Raw genomic sequence first — 14,631 nt, forward strand, 5'->3', positions numbered from 1 at the left:
GAGGCGACCTGACCTCAGCCGCGACCGGTGAGGTCCCAGGCGTCCTCCGACTCCTCTGGCTCGTCGTCCTCCACGTACGTGCCGCTGATGGGGTCGTCGTCGTAGCGGTCGTCGTAGGGGTGAGCCTGCCCCGGCTGGCCATAGTCACCGCCAGCACCTGCTCCCGCAGAGGCGTCATCCTCGGGCACAACCTCAGCAGCATCGGCGGCGAACGGCTCGGTGTCAGTCTCCGGCTCGGGCCGCGGCGGCTCGTGGCCCTGCAGCAGAGCGAGCGTCTCCTCCAGGTCATCGGGCTTGACCAGCACGTCCCGAGCCTTGGATCCCTCGGACGGGCCGACGATGCCGCGCGACTCCATCAGGTCCATCAGTCGCCCGGCCTTGGCGAAGCCGACCCGCAGCTTGCGCTGCAGCATCGAGGTCGACCCGAACTGCGTGGTGATGACCTGCTCGGCCGCCTGCAGGAGCAGGTCGAGGTCGTCGCCGATGTCCTCGTCGATCTGCTTCTTGGCCGGCGCCGCCGCGACCTCCTCGACATAGGTGGGCTTGAGTTGCCCGGTGACGTGCGCCACCACGTCGTGGATCTCGGACTCGCTCACCCAGGCACCCTGCACGCGCATCGGCTTGGAGGCACCCATCGGCAGGAAGAGCGCGTCGCCCTGGCCGATCAGCTTCTCGGCGCCCGGCTGGTCAAGGACCACCCGGGAGTCGGCGAGCGAGGAGGTGGCAAACGCCATACGGGAGGGGACGTTGGCCTTGATCAGACCGGTGACCACGTCCACCGACGGACGCTGGGTCGCCAGCACCAGGTGGATGCCCGCAGCCCGCGCCAGCTGAGTGATGCGGACGACCGACTCCTCGACGTCACGGGGGGCGACCATCATGAGGTCAGCGAGCTCATCGACGACGACGAGCAGGTAGGGGTAGGGCTGCAAGACGCGCTCAGAGCCGGGCGGCGGGGTCACCTTGCCCGCCCGGATGGCCTTGTTGAAGTCGTCGATGTGCTTGTAGCCGAAGGCGGACAGGTCGTCGTACCGGTTGTCCATCTCCTTGACCACCCAGGCCAACGCCTCGGCGGCCTTCTTGGGATTGGTGATGATCGGGGTGATCAGGTGCGGGATGCCCTCGTAGGCGGTCAGCTCGACCCGCTTGGGGTCGACCAGGATCATCCGCACCTCATCGGGCGTCGAACGCATCAGGATCGAGGTGATCATCGAGTTGACGAAGCTGGACTTACCCGAACCCGTCGCACCCGCGACCAGCATGTGAGGCATCTTGGCCAGGTTGGCGATGACATAACCACCCTCGACGTCCTTGCCGACGCCCATCACCATCGGGTGAGTGTTGTTGCGCGCGGCCTGGCTGCGCAGCACATCGCCGAGGTTGACGTTCTCGCGGTCGGTGTTGGGGATCTCGACGCCGACGGCCGACTTGCCCGGGATCGGCGAGAGGATGCGCACATCGGCCGAGGCGACGGCATAGGCGATGTTCTTGGACAGTGCCGTGATCCGCTCGACCTTCACGCCCGGGCCCAGCTCGACCTCGTAGCGGGTCACCGTGGGGCCGCGCATGAAGCCGGTGACCTGAGCGTCGATGTTGAAGTCCTCAAGGACACCGGTCAGGGCGTCGACCACCTTGTCGTTGGCCTCCGAACGCTCCTTGTGCGGGCTGCCGGGCTTGAGCATCGCGGAGTCGGGCAGCGTGTAGGTGACGTCGCCGGCCAGCTGGAGTTGCTCGACGCGCTGCGGGAGCTGGGTGGTCGGCGGGGCTTCGAGGGCGGGCTTGTCGACCGCCTTGGCACCGGCGTTGGCCTTGGCCTTCTCGACCGCCGTGAGGGGTTGGGGGCGCTTCTGCCCGGGGCGCAGGGTCGGGATCTCCTCGGTGGTCTCCCCGGGTGCGTCCGAGGAGGTATGCCGTGTGCTCTGCTGGGAGCGCGGCGGCGCCTTCTCGTCCTCGGACTCGGTGTCGGTGCGCCGATTCGCGCGGGCCGGGCGGGCGGACGCCTTGAGCGAGCGGCCACCCTTGCCGCGCTCGACCTGAGCAGCCTGCTCGAAGGCGACGTCACCGTCGCGGTCGTCGCCGACCTCGCCGGCGCGCCTGCGCGCGCGGCGGGCGCGCGGGAGCACCTCACCGGTGTCGGGGTCGACCTCGTCGAAGCGGGCGGAGTCGAAGAGTTGCTGCTCGATCTCGCGCAGCCGGTCCGGGATGCGGTGCACCGGTGTGCGGGTGAGGACGAGGAAGCCGAACAGGCCGAGCAGGCTGAGCACGATGGCGGCCCCGGTCGTGGTGATCGCGGCCGACAGCATCGAGGAGGCAATGAAACCCAGGATCCCGCCGGAGTTCTGCATGACGGCCGCGCCCTCACCGTAGTCCGGGTTGCCGGTGGCCAGGTGCGTGATCCCGCTGGCCGCGATGAGCATGGCCGTAGTGCCGATCCCCATGCGGTTGGTGGCCTGCTGCTGGTCCGGCGATCGAAACAGCCGGACCGCGAAGAAGAGCAGGACGATCGGCAGCACCAGAGCCACCCGGCCGAGGGTGCCGGCGGCCACCGCGTGCACCGCATCGCCGAACATGCCATCCAGGTGCCACCACTCGCGAAGGGCGACGATCACGGCCAGGACCAGCAGGAGGAAGCCTGCCCCGTCCCGGCGGTGCTCAGGCTCGAGGTCGTGAGCGGCATCACTCATCGCGCGAACAGTGCCACCGGCGGCACCGGCGATGCCCCGGAAGGCGCGCCCGGGCAGGCTGGGGCCGTTGTCCGCCGGCTTGCGCGCCGCGGCAGCAGAACGTGAACTCCCCCCAGAACTCCCCGCGTTGCGGCCTGATGCGGAGCCCGACCGACCGCTGCCGGAGCGGCTTGCCGGGCGCGTCGAGGAGCCCTTGCTGCCGCTCGCGCGGGTGCTGGTCGAGGAAGTCGTAGATCTGGCCACGTTCGCACGGTACCCAATGACCACGCCCGTCACAGCCGTCCCACGCCGTCCGCGGCGTACTGTCGACTGTTCCCAGGACCCGTCGCACACGCGCGAGCGGCCGCGAACGTCATACCGGACTCTTGACATCTGTCACGGCCGAGTGGGAGCCCTGGACCCTAGCGTCGAGTCATGACCATCCAGCCGAGCCCCACTGCCACCGTCGTGCAGACGAATACTGCGCCGACCCTCACGGGCTCAGGGCACTTCTGGCCGACCTGGCCCATGCTCGGCTGGGGCATCGGCCTGTTCTCGACGGGCGCGGTGACCCTCGGCGGGCGCCGCCACGACCGTTGAGCCCGCTAGTGTGGACGATGTGAGCGAAGACCCATCGCGTCCGCCCCTGCCCGCCTACGATCCGGACTCCGTCCCTGACACCCAGGACGACAGGTCACCGGCGCCAACAGGCGCAAACGACGGGGCGAACCGGCCTCCTGTTGAGCTCTCCGAGGCCGAGCGCGAGCGTGCGCTGGAGAGCATCGAGGAGCGGCGCGGTTTCTACTGGCATGCGCTGTCCTACCTCCTGGTCATGCTGCTGTTGAACGTCATCTGGTTGGTCACAACGGGGTTCGGCAGCTTCTACTGGCCGATCTTCCCGATGATGGGCTGGGGTATCGGCGTGGGGCTCCACGCCGCCGGACTGTTCCTGGATCGCGAGCCGACCGAGGAAGAGATTCGTCTGGAAACCGAGCGTCTGCGTCGCAAACGCATCGCGAGGGGCGGAAAGGACTGACAGGCAGGAGCGGGGGCAGTGGCGGGGCAGGGGCGGGTCATGCTGCGGGCGCAAAGGGTGAGGGTGGGGAGGGCTGATCAAAGGGCCGAGGAGGAGCGTCAGCACTCTGTGGCCAGGCGCCGTGCATCCTCCAGTGCGCGATGAGTTCGGAGGTGAGCAGGCTCAGGTCCAGCGGCTCTCCCCACCAGCCCCCCGTCACGGTCCACGGTCGGATCGTCATCGGGCGGACATGCTTGCCGTCGATGAGATGGTCCGCCAACCCGAAGAGAGCAGGCGACTCCTCCATCACCGTATTGCTCGAAGCCGAGATGAAGGTGAACCGCTGACCACCGTGCGCGAGGATGCGCAGATGGCCTAGGTGAACCGACCGATGGCATCCGCTGCACAGCAGGATCGCGTTGTCGAGATCCGTCGGCCCGCCGTGACTCCAGTACACGACGTGGTGGGCGTGCAGGAAACGCGTCCGCTGACATCCAGGCGTCCGACAACCGCCATCTCGCAGCTGCAACGCCTTGAGTTGCGCCGGTGAGAATCGTCGCTTCTTGCGACCGTAGGCGAGGACCGCGCCCTTGCCCGACTGAAGGACGCAGCGCGAGTCGGCTCCGCACATCGCTTCGTCGCCGGTGGCTTCGTCGAGGGCGGGACCGTCATGGGCCCGCACCACGGGAGTGGAGCCGTCATCGCTGACGTCCGGGCGCTGATGGACGTAAAGCACCTCGGCTGCCGCTGCATAGGTCGGTGCCTCAGTAGCCGCGAGGCCCATCTGTGCCAGTGCTATGAGCGCCGGACCCGCCTGCAAGGGAGGCGGTGCCGTACGGTCTGGTGCGGCATCGTCCGTCTCAGCGTCCGTCGCAGACTCGGTCGCGATGTTCGTCTCACGCTCCACGTGGGTCTTGTCCTCACATTCAGCGGGATCGTCTGCAGCGTCGTGCTCGCGGGTCCTGATGCGTTCGAGCTCTGCCCTGGTGAGGGCGGCGAGGAGCATTTTCCCGTCCGCCGCGCCGAACCGGCCCCACATCACCAGCTCATCGGTCTCCTCGTCCCAGCGCCACTGCAGGGTACGCGGCGGCGCCGCAGACCACGGCGGCTCAGAGCCGGTTGCATCGATTCCGGTCTTATCTGATGGGGTCGCGGATGTCGCGTCTCAAACTTCTTGGCAGACCGGTTATGAGGGCATGATCGGCGTGACCGAGGAGGAGATGGCCTATGGGTCGACCACCTGTGATCCCGGCGGAGAAGAAGACCAGGATCGTGCTGAGTGTCCTGGCAGGCGAGATGAGCATCGCCGAAGCGGCGCGCAAGGAGAAGGTCTCCGAGCAGTCGATCGGCCGCTGGAAGGCTGAGTTCCTGGAGGCGGGACGAACCGCGCTGGCCTCGGGCCGGACCGGTCCCTCGACCCGGGAGGAGCAGCTGGAGGCGGAGATCGCCGAGCTGACCACCGCATTGGGTGAGGCCCATCTTGAGGCGCGGGTGTGGAAGAAGAGCGCTGAGGGCCGCCTGGGCCCTTCGAGGACCTCGAGGTAATCCGTACCGAGGCGGGGATGCCGACCACGAGGTTCTGCGCACTGGTCGGCATCCCCGAACGGACCTACCGTCGCTGGCAGGCCCACGCCCGCGCCGGGCGCCCCGCCAAGGGGCCCTGGCCGCAGCCGGCCCGCGAGGCATCCCGGGAGGTGATCGCTGGCCTGGCGGCCAAGCACGCCGCGTGGGGCCACCGCAAGATCTGGGCCATGGCCCGCCACGGCGGCCACCGGGTGTCGATGTCGACCACGGCGCGAATCCTGGACGACGCCGGGTTGTTGCTGAAGGCGGACTACCAGCGGGAACGTCGTGACCTGGCCCAGCAGCAGCAACCGCGTTCGCCAAGACCCCGACGGGTCCGAACATGGTCTGGCAGTTCGACTTCTCCGAGTACGAGACCGCCAAGGGTGGGACCTGGCGAGTCGCGGGGATCGCGGACTACTGGTCCAAGTACGAGTTCGGGTGGCACTGGTCACCGACCGCGAACAAGCACGACGCGGTCGCCGCGGTCGAGCTCGCGCTGGCGGAGGCGGCCTCGATGCTGCCTGAGGGGCTGGACCTGCTGGAGTACCTCACCGACCCCGTCACCGGGGAGGTCGTGCCCATCACGTTGGTGACCGACAACGGTGGCCCGTTCCGCTCAGCCACCTTCGCGGCCCTGATCGAGAACACCCCAGAGCTGGACCATGTCCGCACCCGGGTCAGGACTCCTGGGCAGAACGGGGTGCGCGAGCGGGCGTTCCAGTCGCTGAAGTACGAGCGGCTTTACAGGGAGCAGATCGACGACATCCACGACCTGGTCGAGCACGGAGAGGACTTCCGCGCCGAGTTCAACACCGTCCGGCCCCACGAAGCACTCTCCTGGAACCGGCCCCGGGACGTGCACCTGGGCCTGGCCGACCCCGGCACACCCAACTTTCCCGAGGGCGAAACCCTGCCACTTCCTTGACACGGGACACGGATTTGGTCGGCGTGGGGGTCTGCTTCTTGACCTTCCGCAGTCCCCCGACGATGCGCTCTACGTAAGCCGCCGGGGCGTTGCGCGCGAGCCGGACGAGCTCCTCCTCCCGCTGGGGAGTAGCCACCCTGGTCAGGGCACGCACCTTGGAGAACGAAAGCTCGCCACGGCTGAAGGCCTCGCTCATGATCGGTAGATCGCGCAGTGCACGTCCGCAGGCTCATCCCGGCACGTGTCAACGGCCACTCCAAAGTCCCCGGTTTTGGCCAGGTGGAAGTCCCCACCCTCTGCGGGGTTGATCACTGACTGATGTGCTCACCTCCTCGGCGTTGACGGGCTTGGCGCATGCGGTAGGACTGGCCGTTGGTGACGACGGTGGTGGCGTGGTGCAGCAGCCGGTCGAGCATCGAGACGGCGGTGGTGTGCTCGGGCAGGAATCTGCCCCAGTCCTCGAAGGAGTGGTGCGAGGCGATGCCCAGGGAGCGGCGTTCGTAGGCGGCGGCGACGAACCGGAACAGCAGCTGGGCACCGGTGTCGTCCAGCGGGGCGAAGCCGATCTCGTCGACCAGGACGACGTCGTTGCGCAGCAGCACCTCTATGACCTTGCCCACGGTGTTGTCGGCCAGGCCGCGGTAGAGCGTCTCGACGAGGTCGGCCGCGGTCAGGTACCGGACCCGGTGGCCGGCGAGGACGGCGGCGTGACCCAGTGCGATGAGGGTGTGTGACTTGCCCGTGCCGGCCGGGCCGATCAGGGCCACGTTCTCCTTGGCACGGATCCACTCCAGGCTGGTGAGGTAGGCCCACGTCGGCGCGGGGATCGAGGACGCGGCCAGGTCGAAGTCCTCGATGGTCTTGAGCACCGGGAAGGCCGCGCCTTGAGGCGTGCTCGCTCGTTGGAGGCGTCGCGGGCGGTGATCTCGGCCTCGACCAGGGCCCGCAGCACCTCCTCGGGAGACCAGCGTTGGGTCTTGGCCGTGACGAGCAGCTCGGGGGCGAGCTGTCGCATCGCGGCGAGCTTCAGCCGGCGCAGCCCCGCGGTCAGGTCCGCGTCCAGCACCGGCGGGGTGGATGCGCTCACGAGGACACCGCCTTGGTGGCCGGGGCGTACTCGGCCAGCGAGCGTCCCGTACTCGTGGGCAGGTCCAGCACGAGGGCGTCACCGGCCGGGCGCGGGGTGGGGACCCCGGTGCCGGCGGCCAGGATCGAGCGGACATCGGCCGCGCGCCACCGCCCGAACGCGGTTGCTCGCTCCAGGGCGGCGACCATCGCGGCGTGGCCGTGGGCGGCGGCCAGGGTGTTCAGCTCGGCCAGCTCGGGGCCGAGGCGGGTGTGTCCGGCGCCGGCGGCGCCGGCGATGAACGCCTCGGCGGCGGCCGGGCCGAGCGCGCAGAAGGCGACCTCCGCCGCGCTGCGCGGCCGGATCGCCCGCACCGGTACCGCCGGGCGGGCACCGCCGTAGTGCTCGTCCAGCACCGAGGCCTCACCCGGCGAGGTGAGCGGGTGCGCGGCGTGGACCTCGCCGGTGCCGACGTCGAGGATGAGCACCCGGGTGCCGTCGACGACCACGCCCACCTGGGTGCCGATGAGCCGGTTCGGCACCGAGTACCGCGCCGAGCCGAGCCGGATCGTGGACAGCTTGTCGACCTTGCGGGTCGCCGGTGCCGGCCCGATGACCGGGCGCAGCGAGGGCAGCTCGGTGAGCAGGTCGACCTCCTTGGCCAGCCGCTCGTTCGGGACCGCGGCGATCTCTGAGTGGACCGCGGCGTTGACCTCCGCACACCACTCGGCCGCGCGCTGGTTGGCGCGAGCGAGGTCGGCCAGGATCCGCGCAGCCGCGGCCTGCTCCTCACCGTCGAGCCCTTGGGCGTGCTCGAGAGCAGCAGCGGCCGGGCGAGGTCGTCCTTGCCGTAGCGGACCAAGGCCTCGACGATGCCCTTGGACTCCGGGTCGGCCGCCTCGCAGAAGTCGGGCCGGAACCGGTAGTGCGTGGCGAACCGGACGTACTCGGCCGTGGGCACGACACGGTTGGCGACCACCCCACCCTTGAGGCAGCCCATCCGGTCGGCGAGGACGACCTTCGGGACACCGCCGAGGACCTCGAAGCACTCGGCCAGCATGGCCATCGTCGTCGCGGCCTTCTCATCAGCGGCGAAGCGGACGAACCGGAACCTCGACCAGGCCAGTACCGCGGCGAAGACGTGCACGCCGGCGATCACGCCCCAGTCGATGACCAGGTGCTCACCCGGGGACCAGGACGCCGGCCGGTGGGTCCGGCCGTGCTTGGCACGCCAGGCCTTTTTCTCCTCGGCCACCAGGCGGCGGAAGTTGCGGGCCGAGCCGGTGTACCCGGCCGCGCGGGCCGTGGGCAGCAACCGCTGGCGCTGATCCGCGCCTTGGCCGTGTCGACACCGGCTGCGACGAGGCCGCGCACGTCCTCGTAGTTGGCCGGCCGCGGTGCCCTGACCGGGCGCGGTTCCCCGGTGGCGTGACGCTGCACGACGCGCTTGACGGTCTTGTGGGTGGTGCCGCAGATCTCTGCGGCACCGCGGTAGGTGCCCACCATGTTGTAGGCGGTGATGATGTCCAACTCTTCCCTCATGTTCTTCAATGGAGCTCCCTGGGCGGTGTGGTGACTGGCTAGACACCGCCACCGTTCACCGTCCAGGGGCTCAGCTCATGGACGACACGAGCAGAGGGTGGGGACTTTTACTTGGCCACCCGCGGGGACCTCACGTGGCCACCAGTGGGGACTTTGCCACGGCCATGGACAGCACGCCAGGACAACCAGTGCGGTAGGGACCGAGACCCCACGCCGCCCCACCCGCCCATCTCATCGAACCTCGCCAGCAGGGCCAAGAACTGATAGGTCGCAGCAGCGATCTGACCCGCTAACAGGGCGATCTCATCTCCAAGGGCTTCACTGTCCCGCTGCCAATGCCCTGTGTCCTGCGGTTCCCACCTCGTGCCGATCTGTGCACCCTGGAACTCCCTGTGAGTGCCGCCGACATCCTCAGGAACAGCGTGCTGGGCTTCGATTTCTGCACTCACTCCGCCTGCACCGATTCCGTCCCCACCTGCTCCGTCCTCGGCGACCGCGTGCTCACCACCTCCGACCTCGGCGACCGCGTCCTCGGCAACCTCGTCTTCGGCATGGGTGCCTTGATCTGTCCGATCCATGATGTCCCTCCCGCCGTGACCAGCTCCCCTCGAGCTGATGGATCTCACCGTAGGGACGACCACTGACATACCTCCCGCAAACCCGCGGCCCGGCTCGCGCAGGACTGCATCAACTGGCACCCACATGGGCCCGGCGCCATCTCTCCACCACGACGCAGGACACCCCACATCGGACCCTGCAGCGCTGTGGCCTGCGGCGTTGCAGTGCTCCGCGGAGCACCCCGGCGGATCTCAGGGGGCTGCGAGCCTGGCCCAGACCGCGAGGTGATCGGTGTCGGCGACTGGCCAGGTGCCGGCATCGACGACATCGAGCCCGCGGACCAGCACGTGGTCGATCTGCACAAAGGGCGGGATCTGGGAGTTGCGCGGCCAGGTTCGCACCCAGCCCTGGCCAGCAACGCGATGGGCGGCCTCCAACCGCTGCTCGGTCATCAGTTCGCGCAGCGCGGGATGGCCAGTCGAAGCATTGAGATCTCCCAAGACGACCAGCCCCCGGGTCGGCTCGTCCTCGATGCCCCTCCCCAGCGTGCGCAATTCCTCCCGCCAGACCTGCGTCGACGAACCGACCGGCGGAAAGGTGTGAGCCGCCACCACCGTGACATCGCTGCCAAGATCGACGATCTCCTGTCCGAAGACGAATCCAGGTGGGCTCTCCCGGGCCTCATGCGGCGCGCGGGTCAGGACGAGGGTGCCGCTGGCATCCGGGCTCACCTCGCCGGAGCGGTGGGGCAAGTCGTCGGCCAGAGTGCTGGACTCCAACGCTCGAGCAGTCGCCGGGGTGGCCTCGATCAGCACCAGCACGTCCACGTGGTGCCGCTGGACCAGGGCTTCGACGTCATCCATCGAACCTCGCCCGTACTCGAGGTTGATCGCCGCCACGATCAGGTCGTCCTCACTCTCATCGATCCCCTGGTCGATCCACCATGGAATCGCGATCGCTAGATGGACCATCCCCAGCGCGAGCACTGACAGCACCAGCAGCCATCGGCGCAGGACCACGGTGCACAGGAGCAGCGGGACGAGCGAGAGGCCCACCGGGACCAGTCCTGCCTGCAGCAGAGGCAGGGGCCCCGGGAGATCGAGCCAGCGCGCGAGCGTCAGGACACACGCAACCACCCACCAGCCTGCGAGGACGCCCGTCGCGACGCGCACCCAGGCCCTCCCCGTCACCGCACGCGCATCAGGCGTCGATCACGATGGGGATGATCATCGGCCGACGGCGCAGCTTCCCACCGAGGAACGACCCGACCGTCCGGCGGATGACCTGCTGCAGCTGATAGGTGTCCTGGACACCGTTCTGCTGGGCCTCCTTGAGCGCCTCGACGAGCCTCGGACGCACCTTGTCGAAGACATCCTGACCCTCCGCGAAACCTCGGGTCTGGATCTCCGGACCAGCCGCAATCGTTCCGTTCGAGGCATCGCGCACCACGATGATGGTCACGAAGCCCTCGTCGCGCAGGATCCGACGATCCTTCAGCATCGTCTCGTCCGCGGCACCGACCAGCGAGCCGTCGACATACACATAACCCACGTCCACCGCGCCGGCGATCCGCGCCTGACCGTCGACGAGATCGACCACGACCCCGTCCTCGGCCAGCACGATGTTCTCGCGCGGCACCCCGGTGGCCACGGCCAGATCGCCGTTGGCCACCATGTGGCGCCACTCGCCGTGCACCGGCATCACATTCCGAGGCTTGACGATGTTGTAGCAGTAGAGCAACTCGCCGGCGCTGGCGTGACCGGAGACATGCACCAGCGCGTTCTCCTTGTGGACCACCTTGGCGCCCAGCCGGGTCAAACCGTTGATTACCCGGTAGACGGCGTTCTCGTTGCCGGGGATCAGCGACGAGGCCATCAGCACCGTGTCGCCCTCGCCCACATCGATCTTGTGATCGCCGTTGGCCATCCGCGACAGCGCCGCCATCGGCTCCCCCTGGGAGCCCGTGCAGATCAGCACCTGCTCGTCATCCGGCAGTTGGGTGAGGCGACCCAGATCGACCAGGACACCGTCCGGCACGTTCAGATAGCCCAGATCCGAGGCGATCCCCATGTTGCGGATCATGGAACGACCCACCATCGCGACCTTCCGGCCGGACTCCACGGCGGCGTCCAGCACCTGCTGGACGCGGTGCACGTGCGAGGAGAAGCAGGCCACGATGATGCGCCGCTTGGCGTCGTGGAAGACCCGGTCGATCGCCGGGCTGATGTTGCGCTCAGGGGTGGTGAAACCCGGGATGTGGGCGTTGGTGGAGTCGGTCATGAACAGGTCGACCCCCTCCTCCCCCAGCCGCGCGAAGGCCCGCAGGTCGGTGATCCGGCCGTCCAGCGGCAACTGGTCCATCTTGAAATCACCAGTGTGCAGGATGTTCCCACCGGAGGTGCGCACGAAGACGGCGAGGGCATCCGGGATGGAGTGGTTCACCGCCACGAACTCGCACTCGAACGGCCCGAGCTCCTCGACGTCACCCTCCTTCACACCCATCGTCAGCGGCCTGATCTTGTGCTCCTTGAGCTTGGCCTCGATCAGCGCCAAGGTGAGCTGAGAGCCGATCAGCGGGATGTCGTTCTTCAGCCGCAGCAGATAGGGCACCGCCCCGATGTGGTCCTCGTGACCGTGGGTCAGCACGATCGCCACGATGTCGTCCAGCCGGTCCTCGATCGGCCCGAAGTCGGGCAGGATCAGATCCACGCCCGGGTGGTTCTCCTCGGGGAAGAGCACGCCGCAGTCGATGACGAGCAACTTGCCCTTGTGCTCCAGGACGGCCATATTCCGCCCCACCTCACCCAGTCCGCCGAGCGGTATGACGCGTACGTCGTTGTCGGCGAGGGGTCCGGGTTCGGTCAGCTCGGGGTGCGGATGGCTCATGACGCTCAGCCTAACGACGCGTGCCACGCTCGCCATGTCGGTGGGCCGCTCTAGGCTGAGAACCATGCAGCCCTACCTCGAGCTCCTCGACACGATCCGCACCGAGGGGGTGCGCAAGACCGACCGCACCGGCACCGGCACGCTGTCGATCTTCGGACACCAGATGCGCTTCGACCTGACCGCGGGGTTCCCTGCGCTCACCACCAAGAAGCTGCACATGCGCTCGGTGATCGGCGAGCTGCTCTGGTTCTTGCGCGGTGACACCAACATCGGCTGGCTGCACGACAACCGGATCACGATCTGGGACGAGTGGGCCGACGAGAACGGCGACCTCGGCCCCGTCTACGGCCACCAGTGGCGGTCCTGGCCGACCCCCGACGGCGGATCCATCGACCAGATCGAGCGCCTGATCGCCGGCCTGCGCACCAACCCCGATTCCCGCCGCCACATCGTCTCAGCCTGGAATGTCGCCGACGTCGACGACATGGCGCTGCCCCCGTGCCACACGCTCTTCCAGTTCTACGTGGCCCCGGCGTCCCAGGACGACGCGGACCAGCGCGGCTGGCTGTCCTGCCAGCTCTACCAGCGCAGCGCGGACACCTTCCTCGGCGTCCCCTTCAACATCGTCAGCTACGCGCTTCTGACTCACCTGGTCGCCCACGTGACGGATCTGCGGCCCAAGGACTTCGTGCACAGCATCGGCGACGCGCACCTCTACCTCAACCACCTGGAGCAGGCAGAGGAGCAGTTGAGACGCACCCCGGGCCCGCTCCCCACGCTGTGGCTCAACCCCGAGGTGCGCGAGATCGACGCCTTCCAGCTGGCGGACATCGAGGTGCGCGACTATGTCGCAGCCCCCACGATCAAGGCCCCGATCGCGGTATGACGCAACCCCGGTTCGCGGTCATCCCCGCCTCCTACGTGGCGTTGGTGCGGGAGCCCGCCTCATCCCCTGATGCGAGCGCTGGCGTCGAGGGTGGCGTCGAGGTGCTGCTCCAGCTCCGCAGCGGGACGACCTACATGGACGGCTGGTGGGCCTGCGGGGCAGCTGGCCATGTCGAGCAGGGCGAGACGGTGCTCGAGGCCGCTGCCCGCGAGGCTCAGGAAGAACTGGGGATCGACCTCGACCCGGCCGACCTCCGCCTGGAGGTGGTCACCCAGCGGACCTGCGCCATACCGTCCGGGCTCGAGGAGCGCCTCGATCTGTTCCTGACCGCCCGTAGGTGGTCCGGCGAACCCACCATCCAGGAGCCGGACAAGGCCGGTGAGCTGCGCTGGTGGCCGCTCGCGGCGCTACCGGACAAGGTGGTGCCGCACGAGCGCGCCGCGCTGGACACCATCGCCGCGCGCCGGCACACATCGACAGAGGGACCCACGCCCAAGACCACGGCGACTCCCACCTTCCACAGCTTCGGCTTCACCCAGACGCTCACGCTCATCGCCGCCGTCGGGCGCAACGGGGTGATCGGTGATGGCGAGCAGATGCCGTGGCATCTGCCCGAGGACCTCCGCTTCTTCAAGAGCACGACCATGGGCGGCACCCTGGTCATGGGACGGGGCACCTGGGATTCCATCGGCCGCGCTCTGCCCGGTCGACGCACGATCGTGGTGACCCGGGACCGGTACTGGTCTGCGCCGGGCGCCGAGGTCGCGCACTCGCTGCGGGAGGCGTTGATGATCGCCGGAGACGGTGAGGTGTTCATCGCGGGGGGTGGCCAGATCTATGCGCAGACCATCGAGCACGCCCACCGGCTGATCATCACCGAGGTGGACCTGGAACCGGAGGGCGCGACCCGTTTCCCCGACATCGACCCTGCGCTCTGGCAGGAGATCGACAGGATCGCCGGCGACGCTCCGGTGACCGCGTGGGTGACCTACGAACGGACCTACGAACGGACCGGCGAACGGACCGATCGGTGAGCCTGGGCCAACGCGGTTCCGGCCCCGGGCCGGGCGTGCGCTACGCGATCGTCTGCGTCCTCGTAGGCGTGGCGGTGTGCGGCCTCGTGGGCGCTGTCAGCGGCGCCGCCAGCGTGCTGACCAGCACCGACCCACCCCAGGACGCCGGGGTGACCGGGGTCGCCTTCGCCTCGGGTATCGCCGGACTCATCATGGGCGGCGCCCTGGGCGCGATGCTGGGCGCCCTCAGCGGAGCGCTGACGGCCGGTGTGACTGGGGGTCGGACGGGTCGCGACGAGATCGCGGTGCGAGCGGCGCTGGCCACCGGCGCCACCTACCTGGTCGTCCTCACGATCCTGGCGATCGCCCCGACAGGGACTCCCCTGGGGGTCGGGGGTTGGCAGTGGGTCGGGGTCCTGGTGCCCGCGGCGCTCGCCGCCGCGCTGGCGGCCTGGGCCGTCCCACAGGTCCGCGACCTCGACGCCGACCTCGGTCCCACCGGGTAGCTAGA

Annotated in this window: 12 protein-coding genes and 1 pseudogene; 7 read left to right on the forward strand and 6 right to left on the reverse strand. The window is 68.8% G+C overall.

Annotated elements, in window-relative coordinates:
- Nucleotides 1–14 precede the first annotated feature (14 nt).
- Nucleotides 15–2,684 (reverse strand): DNA translocase FtsK 4TM domain-containing protein, encoded by a 2,670-nt coding sequence (locus tag ACQBAT_RS10835; RefSeq protein WP_420748749.1) that lies wholly within the window; start codon nucleotides 2,682–2,684, stop codon nucleotides 15–17.
- 414 nt (nucleotides 2,685–3,098) lie between these two features.
- On the opposite strand from ACQBAT_RS10835, the gene ACQBAT_RS10840 reads away from it, so the two are divergent.
- Together ACQBAT_RS10840 and ACQBAT_RS10845 are read left to right on the forward strand one after the other, a co-directional pair.
- Nucleotides 3,099–3,263 (forward strand): 2TM domain-containing protein, encoded by a 165-nt coding sequence (locus tag ACQBAT_RS10840; protein ID WP_420748748.1) that lies wholly within the window; start codon nucleotides 3,099–3,101, stop codon nucleotides 3,261–3,263.
- 19 nt (nucleotides 3,264–3,282) lie between these two features.
- Entirely contained in the window at nucleotides 3,283–3,699 is a 417-nt protein-coding gene (locus ACQBAT_RS10845; protein ID WP_420748747.1) for a 2TM domain-containing protein, read from the forward strand.
- Nucleotides 3,700–3,736: 37 nt separating this feature from the next.
- Here the strand turns inward: ACQBAT_RS10845 and ACQBAT_RS10850 are convergent, their stop codons facing one another.
- Nucleotides 3,737–4,717: an HNH endonuclease gene (locus tag ACQBAT_RS10850; RefSeq protein WP_427197685.1), complete on the reverse strand. Its 981-nt coding sequence runs from the start codon at nucleotides 4,715–4,717 to the stop codon at nucleotides 3,737–3,739.
- 188 nt (nucleotides 4,718–4,905) lie between these two features.
- Here ACQBAT_RS10850 and ACQBAT_RS10855 point away from each other — a divergent pair, with 188 nt between their 5' ends.
- On the forward strand, nucleotides 4,906–5,223 hold the full coding sequence (locus ACQBAT_RS10855; protein ID WP_075813249.1) for a helix-turn-helix domain-containing protein: 318 nt from the start codon (nucleotides 4,906–4,908) through the stop codon (nucleotides 5,221–5,223).
- Between the two features lie 361 nt (nucleotides 5,224–5,584).
- On the forward strand, nucleotides 5,585–6,169 hold the full coding sequence (locus ACQBAT_RS10860) for an integrase core domain-containing protein (protein ID WP_427197686.1): 585 nt from the start codon (nucleotides 5,585–5,587) through the stop codon (nucleotides 6,167–6,169).
- A 308-nt stretch (nucleotides 6,170–6,477) separates the two neighbouring features.
- Here the strand turns inward: ACQBAT_RS10860 and ACQBAT_RS10865 are convergent, their stop codons facing one another.
- The 4 genes and pseudogenes from ACQBAT_RS10865 to ACQBAT_RS10880 all read right to left on the reverse strand — a co-directional run bounded on the left by ACQBAT_RS10865 (nucleotide 6,478) and on the right by ACQBAT_RS10880 (nucleotide 12,221).
- Nucleotides 6,478–7,038: an ATP-binding protein gene (locus ACQBAT_RS10865; protein WP_427197687.1), complete on the reverse strand. Its 561-nt coding sequence runs from the start codon at nucleotides 7,036–7,038 to the stop codon at nucleotides 6,478–6,480.
- Between the two features lie 214 nt (nucleotides 7,039–7,252).
- Nucleotides 7,253–8,786 (reverse strand): annotated as a pseudogene (gene istA / locus ACQBAT_RS10870) (IS21 family transposase).
- A gap of 800 nt (nucleotides 8,787–9,586) precedes the next feature.
- A complete protein-coding gene (locus ACQBAT_RS10875) occupies nucleotides 9,587–10,390 on the reverse strand; it encodes an endonuclease/exonuclease/phosphatase family protein (RefSeq protein ID WP_427197688.1) in 804 nt (267 codons plus the stop codon).
- Nucleotides 10,391–10,535: 145 nt separating this feature from the next.
- Nucleotides 10,536–12,221 (reverse strand): ribonuclease J, encoded by a 1,686-nt coding sequence (locus tag ACQBAT_RS10880; RefSeq protein ID WP_420746982.1) that lies wholly within the window; start codon nucleotides 12,219–12,221, stop codon nucleotides 10,536–10,538.
- A gap of 64 nt (nucleotides 12,222–12,285) precedes the next feature.
- Here ACQBAT_RS10880 and ACQBAT_RS10885 point away from each other — a divergent pair, with 64 nt between their 5' ends.
- The 3 genes from ACQBAT_RS10885 to ACQBAT_RS10895 are packed head-to-tail and all read left to right on the forward strand — an operon-like array spanning nucleotide 12,286 to nucleotide 14,626.
- Nucleotides 12,286–13,107, forward strand: a complete 822-nt coding sequence (locus tag ACQBAT_RS10885; protein WP_420746983.1) for a thymidylate synthase — start codon at nucleotides 12,286–12,288, stop codon at nucleotides 13,105–13,107.
- Nucleotides 13,104–14,141, forward strand: a complete 1,038-nt coding sequence (locus ACQBAT_RS10890) for a dihydrofolate reductase (protein WP_420746984.1) — start codon at nucleotides 13,104–13,106, stop codon at nucleotides 14,139–14,141. The genes ACQBAT_RS10885 and ACQBAT_RS10890 overlap by 4 nt, the downstream gene beginning before the upstream one ends.
- On the forward strand, nucleotides 14,138–14,626 hold the full coding sequence (locus tag ACQBAT_RS10895; protein WP_420746985.1) for a hypothetical protein: 489 nt from the start codon (nucleotides 14,138–14,140) through the stop codon (nucleotides 14,624–14,626). The genes ACQBAT_RS10890 and ACQBAT_RS10895 overlap by 4 nt, the downstream gene beginning before the upstream one ends.
- Nucleotides 14,627–14,631 lie beyond the last annotated feature (5 nt).

Origin of the sequence: Ornithinimicrobium pulveris (genome assembly GCF_050261105.1) — a bacterium.
GTDB lineage: Bacteria > Actinomycetota > Actinomycetes > Actinomycetales > Dermatophilaceae > Ornithinicoccus.

What these genes read in the sequence shown, in the direction of transcription:
- ACQBAT_RS10840 (WP_420748748.1), top strand. Translation starts at nt 3,099, where the DNA reads ATGACCATCCAGCCGAGCCCCACTGCCACCGTCGTGCAGACGAATACT.
- ACQBAT_RS10850 (WP_427197685.1), bottom strand. Translation starts at nt 4,717, where the DNA reads ATGTGGGGCCGGTTCGGCGCGGCGGACGGGAAAATGCTCCTCGCCGCC.
- ACQBAT_RS10885 (WP_420746983.1), top strand. Translation starts at nt 12,286, where the DNA reads ATGCAGCCCTACCTCGAGCTCCTCGACACGATCCGCACCGAGGGGGTG.
- ACQBAT_RS10880 (WP_420746982.1), bottom strand. Translation starts at nt 12,221, where the DNA reads ATGAGCCATCCGCACCCCGAGCTGACCGAACCCGGACCCCTCGCCGAC.
- ACQBAT_RS10855 (WP_075813249.1), top strand. Translation starts at nt 4,906, where the DNA reads ATGGGTCGACCACCTGTGATCCCGGCGGAGAAGAAGACCAGGATCGTG.
- ACQBAT_RS10890 (WP_420746984.1), top strand. Translation starts at nt 13,104, where the DNA reads ATGACGCAACCCCGGTTCGCGGTCATCCCCGCCTCCTACGTGGCGTTG.
- ACQBAT_RS10835 (WP_420748749.1), bottom strand. Translation starts at nt 2,684, where the DNA reads ATGAGTGATGCCGCTCACGACCTCGAGCCTGAGCACCGCCGGGACGGG.
- ACQBAT_RS10860 (WP_427197686.1), top strand. Translation starts at nt 5,585, where the DNA reads ATGGTCTGGCAGTTCGACTTCTCCGAGTACGAGACCGCCAAGGGTGGG.